Below are 17,497 nucleotides of genomic sequence, written 5' to 3' on the forward strand. Positions count from 1 at the left end.
GATTATTTTTTGTAAAATTTAACATGTTTTCTGTAGGCTAGTAATCCAATTACCGCAACAATACCAAACGCTATTGCAATAAACTTCACACTTACAATCTGATCACCACTTGCGTAAGAATGTAAACCTGCTAGATAAAAATTCACACCAAAATAGGTCATCATAATACTGGAGAACGCAATAATAGACGCGAAATTAAATCCAAATCGACTACGTAATCCAGGAACTAAACGCATGTGAATAACAAAGGCGTATACCATAATACTAATTAAAGCCCATGTTTCTTTTGGATCCCATCCCCAATAGCGACCCCAACTTTCGTTGGCCCACATACCACCTAAAAAGTTACCAATGGTTAATAACACTAGACCAACGGTGAGTGCCATTTCATTAATAATGGTTAATTCTTTAATATTGATTAGTAATTTATCTTTATTGTCTTTTGTGGTGAATATCATTAAAAATAAGACTACAATTCCTAATATTAAACCAAGTGCAAATGGCCCATAACTTGCCACAATGATGGACACGTGAATCATTAACCAATAACTATCTAAAACTGGCTGTAAGTTCGCGATAGCTGGATCCATCCAATTCCAATGTGCCACCATTAATATAATGGCCGTTACAAATGCTGTTGCTGCAATGGTTAAATCGCTTCGTTTTCCGAATGCTAATCCGAAAAACATGGTTGCCCAAGCAACATAAATCATGGATTCGTAAGAATCACTCCAAGGTGCATGGCCGGAAATATACCAACGTACTGCTAAACCTAATGTGTGTAATATAAAGAGTAAAAGAATGACAACCTTGAAAAGGGTTACTACTTTAGCAATGGTTCTATTATTATCTCTAAAAATCTGCACTATTAAGATAATAAACATCAATGCTGACGCATACATATACCAGCTAAACAAATTCTTAAAAATATCATAATGATTGTAAAGAACCTCGGTCTTTACTTTTTCATCTGAAAGCATCACATCGCTTCCATACTTTTTCTGTGTTTTAGTAAAAGATTCTAAAATTTCATTAACTTTTGTATAATCGCCAGATTTTTTAGCCAAATTCAATGTCATTAAATACGCGCTAAACCCATTGTTGATGAAATTTCCGTAAAGTGAATCTTTAATGTTTTCACGATGTCCATCACGTCTAAATTCCACAGACGATATCCATTTATTATTTTCATCATCAGGAATTGGGAAAATACGCAAGGCATAACCATCTATAGTGTTATATAGTAAATTAACACGTTGATCAGTTTCTTTAAATTCTTTTTGATGCCCATTAGGAATTTGAGCTTTGTAAGCTTCTTCCAGATAAGGCGCTAATTTGTAATTTCCTTCAGGGGTGAAGAAATCTACAAGAGGAACATACTCTTGATCTTTTGGTACGCCTATTAGACTTCTAATAGAATCTGCTTTTTGACGCTTTAAATATATAATAGGTACATTATACCAAAGCAATGGACTTTCCTGAATAGATAAGAATACTTGATTGGCATCAAAATCTTCATAAGTATCGTGTTTACTTAACTTCCGAAGCATTTCTGACGCAAATGTATTTACAGGCATCATTCGTCCACCAATATCTTGAATCACCAAATGGCCAAACTTATCAGCATGTTCTTTTGGTGTGATATTTGCAGCTAACACCGAATCAATTTGTGCCTTGGTTGGTCTGCTATTATTATGACCATGACCATCATCAGGTGTGTGCACTTGCGCAAAACTAGTTAACGTGAATGCTAACATTAAAATACTGGCAACTTTGGTTTTTAATCTATTTCGCTTCTTATTTTTAATGGCTGTTAGTTTTCTTTCTAAATCGCCAAAACGCGTGTTTTTATCAAATAATATAGCCATTAACCCTAAATATAATAACATGTAACCTATGTAGGTCACCCATGTACCTAACATATCATGATTTACTGATAATTTTGTTCCTAATTCATCTGGATCAAATCCTGCTTGGAAAAAGCGATAACCGCGATGATCTAAAATATTATTCATAAAAATGCGATAATTAAAATCGCCTTTCTCTTTATCAATTATCGTTACTTCACTTGCAAAAGCTGAATAACTCTTCTCGGTTCCAGGGTATTTATCAGCAATAAAGTCATTCAATTTAATACTAAATGGTAATTCCAATACTTTAGAACCATACTTTACAGCAATATCTAATCCGCCAATTTTTACCTGCTCAAAAGGTTTACTATAGCCTTGACCTCCTAATAATTTAACTCGTTTTGTTTCGCCTGCTGAAGTAACTTTTAAAACCACACCATTTTCATCGCCACGTAATAATTGAGATTTTTGTACTACATCAAAATCACCTCTAACAACAGGTTTTGGAAATACCATTTGCATATTGCCTATAACGTAACGCGATCTTAAAACTAGAGGCTGTATGCTATCTTTTACCAATAACCCCGTTTGTCCCGTGGCCATGGTCATATACTCACCGTCAAAAGGGGATTGAATGCTTAATTCCCCATCTTTATAAGTAATATTTACAGCACCTTCTTGGTATTTATTCAAAGAAAAAAGTACGTTATGTAAACTTTGTGTTTCACCTACTTTTAAAAAGTGATTATGTGGTGCACCATTTCCTGCTTCCACTATTTTTAAATACTCATCACCTGTTTCATTTGGAACCACATCTAACTCGGCACCACCAATGTATTTTTCTAATTCAAATTTTACATCTTGACCATTATAATCCGTAGCGTAAGAAAAATCATTTTCCAATCTTGGTGAAAAATCTACTTCTTCTTCAACAATTTTTCGCTGCGCCATACCGTCCACCATATAATCGCCATCTATATAAGCTGTGATGTAGGTTTTTTGGGTAAGAAACGAGTTTTCTGTTTCGCCTTCACGAATAGCCATCATACCTTCAAAACCAATATACCTGGTAATTCCAGCACCTAAAATGATTAAAATAAAGGACAAATGCAGCGTAAGCGTTGCCCACTGATTTAAACGCCACAAGCGGTATTTTTTAATATTTCCTATAAAATTAATTATGAACACTAACATTATACCTTCAAACCACCACGTATTGTAAATCAGGTTTCGGCTATAAGGTGTTGGAGATGTTTCTTGCCCTGCATCCATAAAGGTGCCAATTGCCATAGCGGCGGCAAAAGCAATAAATAATACAGACGTTAATCGGGTTGAAAATAGAAATTTAGCGAGTTTATTTAGCATAACTTGAGACTCAAAAATTGAATTGTGCAAATTTAAGGTTTTGTTTTATAAATAATAGCAAATAAACCAAGACTTTTATAGATATGTTTTATCGGGATATAATTAACAAAGTGTAAAAAAAGCTTAAGTTGTTGATGGTCTAGCTTGGAAGATATTTAAATACATAAAACTTCCCATTTTTCTAGCACGACGCTTAGCATTTTCAGCCACCTCGCCTTCAAAATGTTCATCTATGGTTTCAAACCATAAATTTAACCAAGCTCCAAAATGATGTTCGGTAATAGCATGGTTATTTTCCTTATCTACTTGAACATGAACTTCAAGCGGGTTTCCGTAGTATTTTTTTTCTAATTTCCGAGTCATAAATAAACTCGTTTCCCAGAAAGTTGTCAATCGGTCAATATGTGCATCCCAATCCGTAATCACACGATTAAAAAAAGGCCCTAAAAATTCGTCAGCACGAACTTTATCGTAAAATGAAGAGACTAAAAGAAAGACATCGTCTCGGGTTTCTATGTTTTTTTTCATGTGATGCGTTATGACAATTGATAAACATTAATTATTATCAGCAGAATATTAATAGTGATACTTGCCAATAAAATAGGAAAAATAATTTTGGTTTTAAGCTGTGCAAAAATTACAGCATTATAACCCATGGCTAAAACGACGCACAAAGTTAGTTCAAAAAACTTAAACGCTTCGTTAGGACTATTCATTAAAATATACATGGCTGCAATAGAACCAATACAACTTTGTAAAATAATAGTTAGTGGAATGTAGAGAATATAGTTTTCATTAAAGTCCTTAATGGCTTGTTGATATAAAGATTTCATAATAGTGTTTTTTTGTTGAAACAAAATTCTAAAACTTATCTTTGTTTATTTATGATTCAAATCATATCACCATGATTCCAATAGCCATTTTAGAGAAATATCAAGCAACCCTCAAAACCTATTCTAAAGGTCAGGTAGTTTTTAGAGAAAACGAGGAGGCCCTTTTTTATTTTCAAATAAAACAAGGAAAACTAAAAATGTTTAATCATTCGGAAGATGGAAAAGCGTTTATTCAAGGTTTTTTTGAGTCTGGAAAATCATTTGGAGAACCACCATTGTTTCAAAACTCTAATTATCCAGCTTGCGCACAATGCATTACAGATTGCAGTATCTATATGTTGCCTAAAGATCGGTTCTTTGAGTTATTAGAAAACCACCCAAAGGTGCATTTAAAACTCACCAAGATTTTATGTAAGCGCATGATTTATAAGGCGAAAATTATTCAAGAACTTTCTATTCATCCTCCAGAACATCGGATTTTAACCTTATTAAACCATTTTAAAGAAACAGCAAATTCCACCGAGCTTTATGAGGTAAAATTAACACGACAGCAAATTTCGGACTTAACAGGCTTACGCGTTGAAACCGTTATCAGAACCATAAAGCAATTAGAAAAGGATGAAAAATTAATCCTAAAACGGCATAAAGTTTATTTATAATTATGTGTATTTTAGCCTTATGATTTCAGTAAGTATTATTGGCGCAGGAAATGTGGCCACCCATCTATATAAAGCGTTTATTAAGGCAGAAACTATTTCCGTAGTACAATGGTATAATAGGGATATTAGGAAATTAGCCATGTTTCAAAGTGACGTGGAGACCATTGATGATTTATCGGAATTAAAGCCAGCCGATATATATATAATTGCTGTTAGTGATGATGCTATTTCGCATATTTCCGAACAACTCCCTTTCGAAAACCGATTTGTGGTTCATACCTCGGGAAGTGTTAGTGTTTACGATATAGATAAGAAAAACCGACGTGGTGTTTTTTATCCATTGCAAACATTCTCTAAAAACGTTCCTGTGGCCATGGAAACGGTTCCTATTTGTATTGAAACCATAGGCAAAAAGGATGTTCCTCTATTAAAGTTGCTAGGTAAAAGTATGGGCTGTAAAACGCATAAGGTAAATAGTGATCAGCGTAGAACATTACATTTGGCCGCTGTTTTTGTTAATAATTTTACCAATCAATTATATCGGGTGGCTCATGAGATTACAGAGTCGGAAGGTGTAGAATTTGATATTTTAAAACCGCTTATTTTGGAAACTGCAAATAAGGTCCAGAATATTTCACCGTATTTAGCACAAACAGGTCCTGCTAAACGCAACGACAAAAAAACAATTAAAAAGCATTTAAAACTGCTTGAAAATGAACAGCATCAAGCTATCTATAAATTACTTACAGCGTCTATTAAAAAAACCCAAGGTGTTAGTAATAAAAAAGTAGTTAAAAACAAAACAAAATAGCTTGTTATGTATTTATTTATCAGCGTATTCAAGCTATAACGCATTTACTAATTAACCCAATAATTCACTAAATAAATTATGGAAACTAAAAGTTACAAAGAATATCTAGAACATATTACCACCTTTATATTTGATGTAGATGGTGTTTTAACGGATGGAACCGTAACCATTTTAACAACTGGTGAAATGCTCCGAAAAATGAACATTAAAGATGGCTACGCTTTAAAAACAGCAGTAAATAAGGGGTACAATATTTGTATAATTTCTGGCGGCACTAATGAAGGTGTTCGTATTAGGTTGGAAGGATTAGGTGTTACAGATGTATTTTTAGGCTCCCACGACAAAATCCAGCAGCTAAACGAATACCTGTCTCAAAACAACATCAAATTGGAAAATGTGTTATATATGGGTGACGATATCCCAGACTACCCCGTTATGAAACTTGTTGGTCTGCCTTGCTGTCCGCAAGATGCGGTTCCTGAGATTAAAGTAATTTCAAAATATATCTCGCATAAAAATGGTGGTTATGGTGCTGTTCGCGATGTAATTGAGCAAGTTTTAAAAGTTCAAGATAACTGGCAAGGTAATTTTGATGCCAAATATGACTAATTCGCATTTAAAGAATTAAAAAATTAACGCTCCTTTAATCACCTACTAACAAACAAGTATGCAAAGTATTTTATCACTAATTCGTTGGAAAAATTTACTCATGATTGCCTTGGTGCAATTACTTATTAAATATGCTTTGCTGGAGTCCTTTGGTGTAACCATTACTTTGAACAGGTTTGGGTTTTCATTACTTATAATAGCAACACTATGTTTAGCGGCTGGTGGTAATATTATAAATGATATTTTTGATCAAGATACAGATGCTGTTAACAAACCCAAAAAGGTAATTGTTGGTAAATCCATTTCTGAAAAAACGGCTTACAGTCTTTTTATTGGCTTTAATGTCGTTGGTGTGCTAATTGGTTTCTATTTATCCCATTTGGTTGGCCGCTCCGGATTCTTTGCCCTTTTTGTCATTGTTTCTGGATTACTATATATTTATGCTTCCTATTTAAAGCAAATGATATTAGTTGGTAATATTGTTATTTCGGCATTAATTGCTTTAAGTATTATTATGGTAGGGTTATTTGAATTATTACCAGCCATTACACCTCAAAATCAAGAAACACAACTCACTTTTTTTAAAATTATATTAGATTATGCCCTGTTTGCTTTCTGCATTAATTTAATAAGAGAATTAGTAAAAGACATTGAAGATATTGATGGCGACTACAAAGTTGGTATGAACACACTACCTATTGCTATTGGTCGTGCTCGTGCAACACATGTTACGTTGGCACTAACGTTTATTCCCTTGGCTGCCGTTATCTATTATGTCATAACATATCTATATCACAACTTATGGATTGTGGGTTATTTTTTAATTTTTATAATAGCGCCATTAATTTATGTCATAATCCGTTTGTTTCAAGCTAAGCTAAAATCGGACTATAATTTTATTAGTAGTTTGCTTAAAATAATCATGCTCTTCGGAATGTTATCGCTGCTCATTTATAAATATAAACTTCTTGGATAATGCTCAACGAACAATTAAAAAACTTCAGACTTATTCTTGCTTCCGGCTCTCCGAGACGGCAGCAGTTTTTTAGGGAATTAGGCTTGGATTTTGAAATTATTCTAAAACCTATTAAAGAAGAATTCCCAGAACGTTTAAGCCATTTTGAAATCAGTGATTACTTGGCCCAGTTAAAATCCTTACCATTCAAAGCCGAATTAAATCCAAGCGAAGTTCTCATTACCAGTGACACCATAGTTTGGCACAATAATAAAGCGCTTGGAAAACCTAAAAATGCAGAAGATGCTTTTAATATGATTAAATCCATGAGCAATACAACGCATGAGGTAATTACTTCGGTTTGTTTTACTACCTCAAAAAAACAGAAAACTGTAAATGCTGTTACTAAAGTTACATTTAAAGCGTTAACAGAAGCGGAAATTAATTACTATATAAATACCTGTAAACCGTTTGATAAAGCGGGAGCTTACGGTATTCAAGAATGGATAGGGCAAATTGGTATTACCAAAATTGAAGGATCCTATTTTAATGTGGTTGGACTACCAACCCATGTTGTTTATCAAACCCTTCAGCAATTTATTTCTTCTTAAATATACCATAAATCGCATCTGTTTGTATGGTTTCTATGCTATCTTTGTCCACTTAATGTGTTAATCAATTATGTTATTATTTATACAGTTTTTTAAAAATTATGAATCGGAAATTTTAGGAAGTATTATCCTTCTTTTAGTTTTATTAATTATTCGGTATATAGCCCGAAAATTAATTAAAAAAATTGGCCATAAAGCTGGAATTAATGATGCAAGAATTCATCTAATTTCAAGGTATGCTACGGCCACGCTTATTTTAATTTGGCTCCTAATAGAAACTATTATTTTCGGTGCTCAATTTGAAGAAATTGCGGTTGTTTTTTCCTCCGTTTTTGCTGTCATAGGAATTGCGCTTTTTGCTATATGGTCTATTTTAAGCAATATTACATCCGGAATAATTATGTTTTTCAACTTTCCATATAAGGTTGGCGATAAAATCATGATTCACGATAAGGACTTCCCAATTGAGGCTATCATTGAGGATATTGCTGCGTTTCAACTGCATTTACGTTTGGATAATGGCGACTTGGTAACCTATCCAAACAACTTAATTCTACAAAAACCTGTTACGCTTCTAAAAAAGGATGCTATTGTTTTACCACAAGACGATGGCACTGATGCTGTATAATTTTTTCAAATAATTGTTGTAAATTTCAACATTATGGGTAAAAAAAGAACATCAAAGTATAAGAAACACGTTGGCAAATCGCCAGGAACTTTAATTTATACGGGAGATAAAACTGCACAAAAGCTTTTTATTGAGTCGTTTGATTATAATCCTGAATTTATCAATGAATTAGAACTTGAATTCATTGAGGACGCCTTTAAATTTAAGTCTACAGATTCCATTACTTGGATTAATATTAATGGCTTAAATCATATTGATGAAATTGAAAAAATAGGTGCGCATTACAATTTGCATCCCCTTGTATTAGAAGACATTGTCAATACGTCACAGCGACCAAAAATTGATGAATATGAAAATTACATTTTTGTATCCTTAAAAATGCTATATTATGATGTTGATGAAAATATTACTATAGAACAAGTCAGTTTTGTACTTGGAAAAAACTATGTACTAACTTTTCAGGAATCGGAAGGTGATGTTTTTGATACGGTTCGTGAACGATTGCGCGCCGGCAAAGGAAGAATCCGTACCATGGGTTCGGATTATTTACTGTATGCTTTAATAGACGCCGTGGTGGACCATTACTACATTGTTAGTGAAACCATGGGCAACAAAGTGGAAGATTTAGAGGATGTATTGTTTAGTGGGAATATTAAAGAAGATTTAAGTCAACAGGTATTAAGTCTTAAAAAGGAATTATTAAAAGTCCGTCGGTCTATTTTTCCCTTACGTGAAATAATTAGTCGTATTCTAAAAAGTGATAATACACTTATTCATAAAAAAACCATTCAGTTTTATGATGATGTATATGACCATATTATTCAATTATCCGACAGTATAGATATTTATCGCGAAATGATTTGGAGTTTAATGGATATGTACATGACCACTATTAGTAATAAAATGAATGAGGTCATGAAAGTACTGACTATTATAGCGACTATTTTTATCCCATTAACCTTTATAGCAGGTATTTATGGTATGAATTTCGATAATATGCCAGAACTTCATTTTGAAAATAGTTACTTTATACTATTGGGTATTATGTTCGTTATTTTTATTGGAATGGTTTACTACTTTAAACGCATGAAGTGGTTTTAATTTTCAACCATCCCTAAAATTTCTTGAAGAGTAATTCTGGTATTAATCTACTTTAAAACCTAAAGCAATATAAGGCTGACCATAATTTATAACAGGACCCCCTGATCCATAGAAATTAGAACTTTGAAAAACCACGTTTCCTTCCGTTATTGGGTATGGAACGGGAGAAAAATCGGTTTTTCTATATATCCGTCCTATAGTTTCATTTAAATTACCATAACCTGGCAAAATTGTTCTTCTTACGGTAATCTCATCACCAGACGAAACTATTACAGGTGTAATGGCTTGATAATCTAATGCTGTTTGAGAAAATGTATGGGTGCCAGAATAAGATGCACCAGAAGTATTATTAATAACCTCCATAGTATAGCCACCCGCATAAGCCGTTGCATTTTGATACCCTACAGAACAAATTTCGCCATTTGCATTTATAATTATATCATATTCATGCGTTTCTAAATCCATGGTTTCATATAAATCATAATCAATATTGGTCGCGAACACGGAATTAATCAAATTATCTACATAACTGTTTTCACATACATTGTTAATTGGGTCGTTGTCATCATCACAAGATACCAGCGCTTAAAAGCAACATGTAAAAAGTAGTAAAAGTTTATTTGTTTTTAAATTTTTCATGATTATTAGTTTTATTGTTACAACCTGATATCAATAAAACTTCAATTTTGTTACCCTCCTATTTATAGTTTTCGTTTTACGCATCTCAAAAAGTTAGTAGAATTCCCGTATATCATTGCGTTAAAAAAAACTTAAAGCCAAACATCTTATTAAGTCTTTATTATATTTGGTCTTTTAGCCAAAAGCCATTATGATAAAACTAGTACGTTTCCTATTTTTAATTCTAATAAGTACCACGCATTCCTACGCACAGCAACCCAAAAAACCTAATAGTTCGGAAATTTACGAGTCCATAAAAAAACTCAATTTTTTAGGGTCGGTTTTATATGTTGCTGCACATCCCGATGATGAAAACACACGACTTATTTCCTATATGGCAAATAACGTCAAAGCAAGAACCGCCTATTTATCCTTAACACGTGGTGATGGAGGCCAAAACCTCATTGGTCCAGAAATTCGGGAGCTTTTAGGTGTTATAAGAACGCAAGAACTCTTAACAGCTAGAGCGATTGATGGTGGTGAACAATTGTTTACTCGTGCTAACGATTTCGGGTATTCCAAACATCCCGATGAAACGTTGGCTATTTGGAATAAAGAAGCAGTTTTAAGTGATGTGGTATTGGCTATTCGTCAATTTCAACCAGATATTATCATAAATCGTTTTGACCACAGAAGTCCAGGAAGTACCCATGGTCATCATACTAGTTCGGCTATGTTGAGTTTGGAGGCTTTTGATTTAGCAAATGATGCTTCAATCTATCCGAATCAATTACAAACAACGGAAACTTGGCAAGTTCAACGTGCGTTTTTCAATACATCATGGTGGTTTTATGGCAGTCAAGAGAAGTTTGATAGAGCCGATAAGAGTAATTTAATTGGCTTGGATACCGGCATCTATTTTCCTTCAAGCGGTTTGAGTAACCCGGAAATTGCAGCCTTAAGCAGAAGTCAGCATAAATCGCAAGGTTTCGGAAATACTGGAACACGTGGTACCGAAATGGAATATATTGAATTGATAAAAGGTACCATGCCAACCACTCCAACCAATTTATTTGAAGGTATTGATACCAGTTGGAATCGTGTAAAAGGTGGTGCCAAGATTGGCATTATTCTTAAAGAGGTGGAAGCCAATTACGATTTTAAAAACCCAGCTACTTCCCTTCCAAAGTTGGTTAAAGCCTATAATGCCATTCAAGCTTTAGAAAATACGCATTGGAAAATTATTAAAACCAAAGAGATTAAAGCCATTATTGCGGCTTGCGCTGGTTTATTTGTAGAGGCTGTGGCGGAAACGAATCAAGCTACATCCGGTGAAAGTATTCAACTAAATTTAGAAGCTATTAATAGAAGTCCAGCAAAAATGACGTTGGTGTCATTCACCAATCCAGATGGATTAGAAGTTCCGAAAGGCATTGAACTAAATGAAAATGAATCCATAAAAATTCAAGAAATTTTTCACATACCAAGTACCGATAATGCGCCTGTAACAACACCTTATTGGCTCATTGAAAAAGGAAGTTTAGGCATGTATAAAGTTTCTGATAAATCTCTAATCGGCAAACCGGAATCACCAGATTATTTCAATGTCACCTTTCATATTAATATTGCTGGAACAAACATTCCATTCATGAAGCCCGTTGTTTATAAAACCAACGATCCTGTGAAAGGAGAAGTTTATAAGCCTTTTGAAATCATCCCAGAAGCGTCGGCTAGAATTGCCGAAAAAGTCATCATTTTTGAAACGGTTAACACAAAAGATATTCCTGTACATGTAAAAGCTGGACACGATAATTTGGAAGGAATGGTCCACTTATCAGTTCCTGACGGTTGGCGCGTTTCACCCGAAAATCACCAAGTAACTATTAGCAATAAAGGTGAAGAACAAACGGTTTTATTTTCCGTAACACCTCCCAACATTCAAAGTGAAGGATTCATAAAACCAATTATTACAATTAAAGGGAACATCTATTCCAATGAACTAATTGAAATTGATTACGATCATATTCCTTACCAAACCGTTTTATTGCCAAGCGAAAGTAAAGTGGTTCGTTTAGATATAAAGAAAAAAGGCGAAAACATTGCCTATATTGCGGGTGCTGGCGATGTTGTTCCAGAAAGTTTACAACAAATTGGGTATAACGTGACTACTGTATCACCTGATGACATTACGCCTGATAATTTAAATGGTTTTGATGCTGTTGTTATCGGAATACGCGCATATAACACTGTTGAAACATTAAAATTTAAACAATATGTTTTATTCGATTTCGTAAAGAATGGTGGTAATATGGTGGTTCAATATAACACGAGCCGCGGTTTGGTAACCGATGAGTTGGCGCCTTATACATTAGAATTATCTCGCGATCGTGTCACCGATGAGTTTGCTGAGGTTAAATTTTTAGCACCCAATCATCCTGTTTTAAATGTACCTAATAAAATAACCCAAACAGATTTTGAAAACTGGACGCAAGAGCGTGGACTATATTTCCCGGATAAATGGAGTACGGATTTTACACCAATTTTATCCATGCATGATAAAGGGGAGTCAGCCAAAAAAGGAAGTTTATTAGTGGCGCAATACGGAAAAGGCTACTACATCTATACAGGCTTGAGTTTCTTTAGGGAATTTCCTGCTGGAGTTTCCGGTGCGTATCGCTTATTTGCAAATATTTTATCTTTAGGAAAATAAAACCGAAAAATTAAAAACCATGAAGCAAGAAAAATACAAATGGGAAAAAATGTATACAATTTTACTCGTTGCTAATGCACTTTATATTTTAGCGTTTTATTTCATCATGCAAGCCTTTTAACTATGCAAACTCTCGACTGGATTGTATTATCCATTACTTTAATTACAATTGTTGCTTACGGAACCTATCAAACGCGTGGCAGTAAAAATGTTCAAGATTTTTTAAAAGGTGGTAATAGCTCTAAATGGTGGACTATTGGTCTGTCGGTCATGGCAACCCAAGCCAGTGCAATTACGTTTTTATCCACTCCAGGTCAAGCTTTTAATGACGGAATGGGTTTTGTGCAATTCTATTTCGGACTGCCAATTGCCATGATTGTCATATGTATGGTATTTATTCCTTTGTATCACAGACTTAATGTATACACTGCTTATGAATTTCTTGAAAATCGTTTCGATTTAAAAACCAGAACATTAACAGCTATTTTATTTCTTATTCAGCGTGGTTTAGCTGCTGGTATTACCATTTTTGCGCCGGCCATTATTTTATCAGTTGTATTAGGTTGGAATTTGTTACTACTCAATATTATAATCGGAATTCTTGTTATTATTTATACCGTTTCTGGTGGTACTAAAGCGGTCAATGTAACCCAGAAACACCAGATGGTTGTTATTTTTACAGGAATGATTATCGCTTTTATTCTTATTGTAAATAAACTTCCAGAAAATATCACCTTTAGCAACGCTTTGGATATTGCTGGTGCAAGCGGTAAAATGGAGATTTTAGATTTCTCTTTCGACCTCAATAATCGCTATACATTTTGGAGTGGTATTATTGGAGGTACGTTTTTGATGCTTTCCTACTTCGGCACAGACCAAAGTCAAGTACAACGCTATTTGTCTGGAAAATCTGTTCGTGAAATGCAATTGGGACTAATGTTCAACGGACTTTTTAAAATACCCATGCAGTTTTTTATACTGTTAGTGGGTGTTATGGTGTTTGTGTTTTATCAATTTAATAAAGCGCCAATTAATTTTAATCCTGTAGCAACGGAAGTGGTATTAAATACCCAGTATGCTGAAGAATACCAAGAGCTGCAAACGGAACAAGATGCCATTTACGATACCAAACAAGTATTAATTGCCGATTTTATAGCCAATAAAAATGAAGCTTCCATTGCAGGCGTGGCTTCCGCAAACGCCAAAAATGATAGTATTCGTGCGCGTGCGCGATATTTAATTGATAAAGCTGGCGAAACTAAAGGCGTAAAAGTGGAAAGTAATGATAAGGATTATGTGTTTATCAATTTTATTTTAAACAACCTACCGCGTGGTTTAATTGGGCTGTTATTAGCCGTTATATTAAGTGCAGCTATGTCTAGCACATCTAGTGAATTAAATGCATTGGCTTCCACAACAACAATTGATTTATTTAAAAGAAACACCCGCGAAAGAACCGATACGGAAATGGTAAAAGTGTCACGTTGGTTTACATTAGGTTGGGGAATTATAGCTATTCTCGTTGCTTGTGTCGCCAATCTTGCCGAAAACTTAATTCAGTTAGTTAATATTATTGGATCCATTTTCTACGGAAATGTTCTAGGTATTTTCCTGTTAGCCTTTTTTGTAAAAGCCGTTAAAGGTCGTGCTGTTTTTATTGCCGCTATTATAACTCAAATTTTGGTAATCTCTTTGTTTTTGCTAGATCTGTATGAATACATTAATTTACCATTCTTATGGTTGAATTTTGTTGGCTGTGCCATTGTAGTGGCTATTGCTATCATGATTCAGTTTACGAACAAAAATAGAATTTAAAGCATTAATAATCTATCTCCTTTTAGTATTCTAATTGTCTCGTTCTTACAACCTTTTGTCAAATAAAATTGTCAATATGTAAAGTTTATTTTGTATTTGAATTGTCAATTTTAAATCGGACAATTATGAAAACTAATTATTTATTGCCACACAAGTACAAGGTGTTTGGTTGGGTATTACTTGTTCTTGGACTAATTTCAGGCCTCTTTTTATATGCCACAGATATGGATCCTGATATAATAAAACTAAACGTTTTAAGCATTTATAATGATGATAGTCTATTTACAGGAACAGAAGAAGGTTGGTTTAAAATTATAAAGAATGGAATCGTTGATGAACTTTCAGCACTCGCTATCATTATTGGTGGCTTACTAATTGGTTTCACCAAAGAGAAAGTAGAAGATGAATTTATTTACCAACTCCGAACCGAATCGCTAGTTTGGGCGATAATTGTAAATTATACCATTTTAGCGTTTGCTGTCATTTTTGTTTATGATATGCTATTTTTTAACGTGATGATATTTAATATGTTTACACCGCTTTTCATTTTTATTATTCGTTTCAATTTTCTAAAATTAAAATCCACTACCCATGACGAATAGCTTAAAAATAGAGCGTGCCAGGCATAACATGACCCAAGCAGATTTGGTTGTAGCTATTGGCGTTTCCAGACAATCCATAAATGCCATGGAAAAAAACAAGTATGTACCATCTACGGTTTTAGCTTTAAAGTTAGCCCGACTCTTTAAAAAACCTGTTGAGGAATTGTTTCAATTAGAAAGTACGGATTAAGCATAAAAAAAACGACTTGCTATTACCAAGTCGTTTTTTTGTTAAAGTAGGCATTTCATTTAAATGCAGTTTTTATAATACTGTAATGCAGATAAAACATCCTCCTTTTTTTCAATAGGTTCGGAAGCCATGACCACCGAATTACAATTAGAAAAATAAGCATTCACATTTTTGCGAAAATAGTTTAAACCACGTGTAGCGCTTACTAATTCAGAGGCTTGCTTTTCACCTTCGCGTTGTACATATATTTCATTAAAGCTTGATGAAAACCAAACACCAACAGTTGATGCATGATTAACCTGCATGCTACGCGCATAAATAGTTAAATCACCAATAGTTTCAACTTCACGAAAAAGTGCTAGTTTTTTATCCACGATAATATTCACATACTTTACCGTACCATCTGTCCGAGAGGTCAAATAAACAAAAGCTATTTCGTGATCCTTAAACCGCGTTGTTTTGGCGTCTTTATTAGCTCTAAAAGCAACCTTATTAGCACCGATTCGTATCGATTTTGTTGGTTGCGGGATTTTAACTTGTCCCTTTTTTACGCTTCCATTTACCAAGTGTAACTCGCCCGATAACCATTCGGCTTCTTGAGAGTAGCTTTGTAAAGATAGTACCAATAGTGCAAATAGTGAGGTGAGTCGTAAAACCATATATTAGTTAGCTCCCCATTCTTTTAATGATTCCTCATTAAATTTTACATATTGCATGTTACCCGAAGCTTTAGAACCTTCTAAAGATTTTTTAGCTAATTCAATAGCACCTTTGGTATCACCCGCTTTGGCATATATTAAAGCTTGTTGTCTTACTTGGTAATACGCAGGGCTATCCATCATACTCATAGCTTTATCAATCCATTCTTTAGCTTGCTTAATATCTTTTCCTTCATTTAAGTAATAAACAGCAGAGGCATAATAATCAGTGGCTTTTGGCGTTCCGTTTAAAGCGTCATTTATAGAGGCTAACACTTTATCATCCGTAGGAACCGTGAAAGGTACACCGATATAAGTGTTCTCCCACATCATTTCTAATCTAGCACTTCCTGTTTTAATATCATTAATATCTATAGTAAATGTTTCAACCGTGAATGGAATTTTCTCCACTTTTACTTTTGCAATTGCAGCAACTAAACTTTCATCCCATTTTTCAGGTGTTCCCCAATTGTTAGTGTCTGAATAAAAATACACTTCCCACATAGATTCTCCAGGCTTTGTAAAAATAGCGTAAGAACCTGCTTTTAATTCGTAATCATTAATAGTTACAGGGTCACTAAATGTAATGATGGTGTTTTTGTTAGCACCAGTACGCCACATTTTGTCATAAGCTTCAAGTCCTCCAAATATTTTTCGTCCTTTAACTCCTGGACGCGAATATTCAATCGTTACATCTGTTAATCCAACCTTCTGCTCCACTTTACTAAATGGACTAGATTCTGGTGTTGTTACTTGTGCTTGTATGCTAAATGTTAACACAAAAGCTGCTAAAATTAGTATTGCTTTTTTCATAGTAATTAAAATTAAATTGATTTATTTTTTATAGTCCACAAAAATACGATTAAACAGTCAAAAGCTTGTTAACTAAAGTATAAATTAATAACTAGTCCTTAAAGTTCCATTTACTATAAACACTGCGCTGAATTTGTCCAAAGTTTTCTAAATGGTTTACATATTGATCGGTAGTTAAAATCCCTTTTAATTCCTCATTCATTTTACCAACCAATATATTAAACTGCTCATGTATTTCATCACGTGTATACGTTTTGTCCGAATCATTTAAGCGACTCATATCAAACACATATTTATTTACAATACGATCGTAATCATCACGAAGCTCTGCTGATAATTTCATATCATTTACGCGATCATAAAACCAACGCTGCATATTTGCTCGCTCCTCTACCGAATAAAGCGTATCTACTTTTACTTGCTGAAGTTCCGATTCTTTTACTGATTTGTTTTGAGCAAAACTCATGTTTGCTACTAATAAAAAAATACCTATGTAGAGTATTTGACTTGTTTTCATAATTGTTAAGTTTTCTTTAACAAATATACTATTTTTTCGCTTTGCGGATACACTAAAATACGAATTCGAAAAAATATTGTTTAACTTTCCTGTCAATTAGTTAAACGTTTTG

Annotated in this window: 18 protein-coding genes; 11 read left to right on the forward strand and 7 right to left on the reverse strand. The window is 33.9% G+C overall.

What is annotated here, in order from left to right; translation table 11 throughout:
* Positions 1–2: 2 nt before the first annotated feature.
* The 3 genes from ccsA to GMA17_RS06245 form a co-directional block, all read right to left on the reverse strand.
* Positions 3–3,215 (reverse strand): cytochrome c biogenesis protein, encoded by a 3,213-nt coding sequence (gene ccsA, locus GMA17_RS06235; RefSeq protein ID WP_248400215.1) that lies wholly within the window; start codon positions 3,213–3,215, stop codon positions 3–5.
* Positions 3,216–3,338: 123 nt separating this feature from the next.
* A complete protein-coding gene (locus GMA17_RS06240; RefSeq protein ID WP_248400218.1) occupies positions 3,339–3,743 on the reverse strand; it encodes a group III truncated hemoglobin in 405 nt (134 codons plus the stop codon).
* An 8-nt stretch (positions 3,744–3,751) separates the two neighbouring features.
* Positions 3,752–4,048 (reverse strand): hypothetical protein, encoded by a 297-nt coding sequence (locus GMA17_RS06245; protein WP_248400220.1) that lies wholly within the window; start codon positions 4,046–4,048, stop codon positions 3,752–3,754.
* 71 nt (positions 4,049–4,119) lie between these two features.
* Between GMA17_RS06245 and GMA17_RS06250 the strand changes: the two genes are divergently transcribed.
* From GMA17_RS06250 to corA, 7 genes are all read left to right on the forward strand, one after another.
* Positions 4,120–4,707 carry a Crp/Fnr family transcriptional regulator gene (locus tag GMA17_RS06250; RefSeq protein ID WP_248400222.1) on the forward strand — a complete coding sequence of 196 codons (588 nt, stop codon included), beginning with the start codon at positions 4,120–4,122 and terminating at the stop codon, positions 4,705–4,707.
* 19 nt (positions 4,708–4,726) lie between these two features.
* Complete coding sequence (locus GMA17_RS06255; protein ID WP_248400224.1) at positions 4,727–5,518, forward strand: Rossmann-like and DUF2520 domain-containing protein; 792 nt, start codon at positions 4,727–4,729, stop codon at positions 5,516–5,518.
* A 78-nt stretch (positions 5,519–5,596) separates the two neighbouring features.
* Positions 5,597–6,127, forward strand: a complete 531-nt coding sequence (locus GMA17_RS06260) for an HAD family hydrolase (RefSeq protein WP_248400226.1) — start codon at positions 5,597–5,599, stop codon at positions 6,125–6,127.
* A gap of 58 nt (positions 6,128–6,185) precedes the next feature.
* Complete coding sequence (locus GMA17_RS06265) at positions 6,186–7,103, forward strand: geranylgeranylglycerol-phosphate geranylgeranyltransferase (protein WP_248400228.1); 918 nt, start codon at positions 6,186–6,188, stop codon at positions 7,101–7,103.
* A complete protein-coding gene (locus GMA17_RS06270; RefSeq protein ID WP_248400230.1) occupies positions 7,103–7,693 on the forward strand; it encodes a Maf-like protein in 591 nt (196 codons plus the stop codon). Before GMA17_RS06265 ends, GMA17_RS06270 begins: the two co-directional genes overlap by 1 nt.
* Positions 7,694–7,763: 70 nt before the next feature.
* Complete coding sequence (locus GMA17_RS06275) at positions 7,764–8,321, forward strand: mechanosensitive ion channel domain-containing protein (protein WP_248400232.1); 558 nt, start codon at positions 7,764–7,766, stop codon at positions 8,319–8,321.
* A gap of 33 nt (positions 8,322–8,354) precedes the next feature.
* Positions 8,355–9,422 (forward strand): magnesium/cobalt transporter CorA, encoded by a 1,068-nt coding sequence (corA, locus tag GMA17_RS06280; protein ID WP_248400234.1) that lies wholly within the window; start codon positions 8,355–8,357, stop codon positions 9,420–9,422.
* 42 nt (positions 9,423–9,464) lie between these two features.
* On the opposite strand, the gene GMA17_RS06285 is transcribed toward corA, so the two are convergent.
* Positions 9,465–9,887 (reverse strand): hypothetical protein, encoded by a 423-nt coding sequence (locus tag GMA17_RS06285; RefSeq protein ID WP_248400236.1) that lies wholly within the window; start codon positions 9,885–9,887, stop codon positions 9,465–9,467.
* 364 nt (positions 9,888–10,251) lie between these two features.
* Here GMA17_RS06285 and GMA17_RS06290 point away from each other — a divergent pair, with 364 nt between their 5' ends.
* From GMA17_RS06290 to GMA17_RS06305, 4 genes are all read left to right on the forward strand, one after another.
* Positions 10,252–12,750 carry a PIG-L family deacetylase gene (locus GMA17_RS06290; protein WP_248400238.1) on the forward strand — a complete coding sequence of 833 codons (2,499 nt, stop codon included), beginning with the start codon at positions 10,252–10,254 and terminating at the stop codon, positions 12,748–12,750.
* Positions 12,751–12,873: 123 nt separating this feature from the next.
* On the forward strand, positions 12,874–14,565 hold the full coding sequence (locus tag GMA17_RS06295; RefSeq protein ID WP_248400240.1) for a sodium:solute symporter: 1,692 nt from the start codon (positions 12,874–12,876) through the stop codon (positions 14,563–14,565).
* 125 nt (positions 14,566–14,690) lie between these two features.
* Complete coding sequence (locus tag GMA17_RS06300) at positions 14,691–15,167, forward strand: hypothetical protein (RefSeq protein WP_248400242.1); 477 nt, start codon at positions 14,691–14,693, stop codon at positions 15,165–15,167.
* Positions 15,157–15,357, forward strand: a complete 201-nt coding sequence (locus tag GMA17_RS06305) for a helix-turn-helix transcriptional regulator (RefSeq protein ID WP_248400244.1) — start codon at positions 15,157–15,159, stop codon at positions 15,355–15,357. Before GMA17_RS06300 ends, GMA17_RS06305 begins: the two co-directional genes overlap by 11 nt.
* Before the next feature lie 59 nt (positions 15,358–15,416).
* Here GMA17_RS06305 and GMA17_RS06310 read toward each other — a convergent pair whose 3' ends face one another.
* From GMA17_RS06310 to GMA17_RS06320, 3 genes are all read right to left on the reverse strand, one after another.
* The gene (locus GMA17_RS06310; protein ID WP_248400246.1) at positions 15,417–16,016 is read right to left on the reverse strand and encodes a hypothetical protein; all 600 of its coding nucleotides are present in this window, start codon (positions 16,014–16,016) and stop codon (positions 15,417–15,419) included.
* Between the two features lie 3 nt (positions 16,017–16,019).
* On the reverse strand, positions 16,020–16,868 hold the full coding sequence (locus tag GMA17_RS06315) for a DUF2911 domain-containing protein (RefSeq protein ID WP_248400257.1): 849 nt from the start codon (positions 16,866–16,868) through the stop codon (positions 16,020–16,022).
* A 91-nt stretch (positions 16,869–16,959) separates the two neighbouring features.
* Complete coding sequence (locus GMA17_RS06320) at positions 16,960–17,385, reverse strand: hypothetical protein (protein ID WP_248400259.1); 426 nt, start codon at positions 17,383–17,385, stop codon at positions 16,960–16,962.
* Between the last annotated feature and the right edge of the window lie 112 nt (positions 17,386–17,497).

This window comes from Bizionia sp. M204, from assembly GCF_023205095.1.
Lineage (GTDB): Bacteria > Bacteroidota > Bacteroidia > Flavobacteriales > Flavobacteriaceae > Algorimicrobium > Algorimicrobium hallyeonense.

What these genes read in the sequence shown, in the direction of transcription:
- GMA17_RS06310 (WP_248400246.1), bottom strand. Translation starts at nt 16,016, where the DNA reads ATGGTTTTACGACTCACCTCACTATTTGCACTATTGGTACTATCTTTA.
- GMA17_RS06245 (WP_248400220.1), bottom strand. Translation starts at nt 4,048, where the DNA reads ATGAAATCTTTATATCAACAAGCCATTAAGGACTTTAATGAAAACTAT.
- GMA17_RS06270 (WP_248400230.1), top strand. Translation starts at nt 7,103, where the DNA reads ATGCTCAACGAACAATTAAAAAACTTCAGACTTATTCTTGCTTCCGGC.
- GMA17_RS06265 (WP_248400228.1), top strand. Translation starts at nt 6,186, where the DNA reads ATGCAAAGTATTTTATCACTAATTCGTTGGAAAAATTTACTCATGATT.
- GMA17_RS06255 (WP_248400224.1), top strand. Translation starts at nt 4,727, where the DNA reads ATGATTTCAGTAAGTATTATTGGCGCAGGAAATGTGGCCACCCATCTA.
- GMA17_RS06285 (WP_248400236.1), bottom strand. Translation starts at nt 9,887, where the DNA reads ATGGATTTAGAAACGCATGAATATGATATAATTATAAATGCAAATGGC.
- GMA17_RS06290 (WP_248400238.1), top strand. Translation starts at nt 10,252, where the DNA reads ATGATAAAACTAGTACGTTTCCTATTTTTAATTCTAATAAGTACCACG.
- ccsA (WP_248400215.1), bottom strand. Translation starts at nt 3,215, where the DNA reads ATGCTAAATAAACTCGCTAAATTTCTATTTTCAACCCGATTAACGTCT.
- GMA17_RS06260 (WP_248400226.1), top strand. Translation starts at nt 5,597, where the DNA reads ATGGAAACTAAAAGTTACAAAGAATATCTAGAACATATTACCACCTTT.
- GMA17_RS06305 (WP_248400244.1), top strand. Translation starts at nt 15,157, where the DNA reads ATGACGAATAGCTTAAAAATAGAGCGTGCCAGGCATAACATGACCCAA.
- corA (WP_248400234.1), top strand. Translation starts at nt 8,355, where the DNA reads ATGGGTAAAAAAAGAACATCAAAGTATAAGAAACACGTTGGCAAATCG.
- GMA17_RS06320 (WP_248400259.1), bottom strand. Translation starts at nt 17,385, where the DNA reads ATGAAAACAAGTCAAATACTCTACATAGGTATTTTTTTATTAGTAGCA.
- GMA17_RS06250 (WP_248400222.1), top strand. Translation starts at nt 4,120, where the DNA reads ATGATTCCAATAGCCATTTTAGAGAAATATCAAGCAACCCTCAAAACC.
- GMA17_RS06300 (WP_248400242.1), top strand. Translation starts at nt 14,691, where the DNA reads ATGAAAACTAATTATTTATTGCCACACAAGTACAAGGTGTTTGGTTGG.
- GMA17_RS06295 (WP_248400240.1), top strand. Translation starts at nt 12,874, where the DNA reads ATGCAAACTCTCGACTGGATTGTATTATCCATTACTTTAATTACAATT.
- GMA17_RS06315 (WP_248400257.1), bottom strand. Translation starts at nt 16,868, where the DNA reads ATGAAAAAAGCAATACTAATTTTAGCAGCTTTTGTGTTAACATTTAGC.
- GMA17_RS06240 (WP_248400218.1), bottom strand. Translation starts at nt 3,743, where the DNA reads ATGAAAAAAAACATAGAAACCCGAGACGATGTCTTTCTTTTAGTCTCT.
- GMA17_RS06275 (WP_248400232.1), top strand. Translation starts at nt 7,764, where the DNA reads ATGTTATTATTTATACAGTTTTTTAAAAATTATGAATCGGAAATTTTA.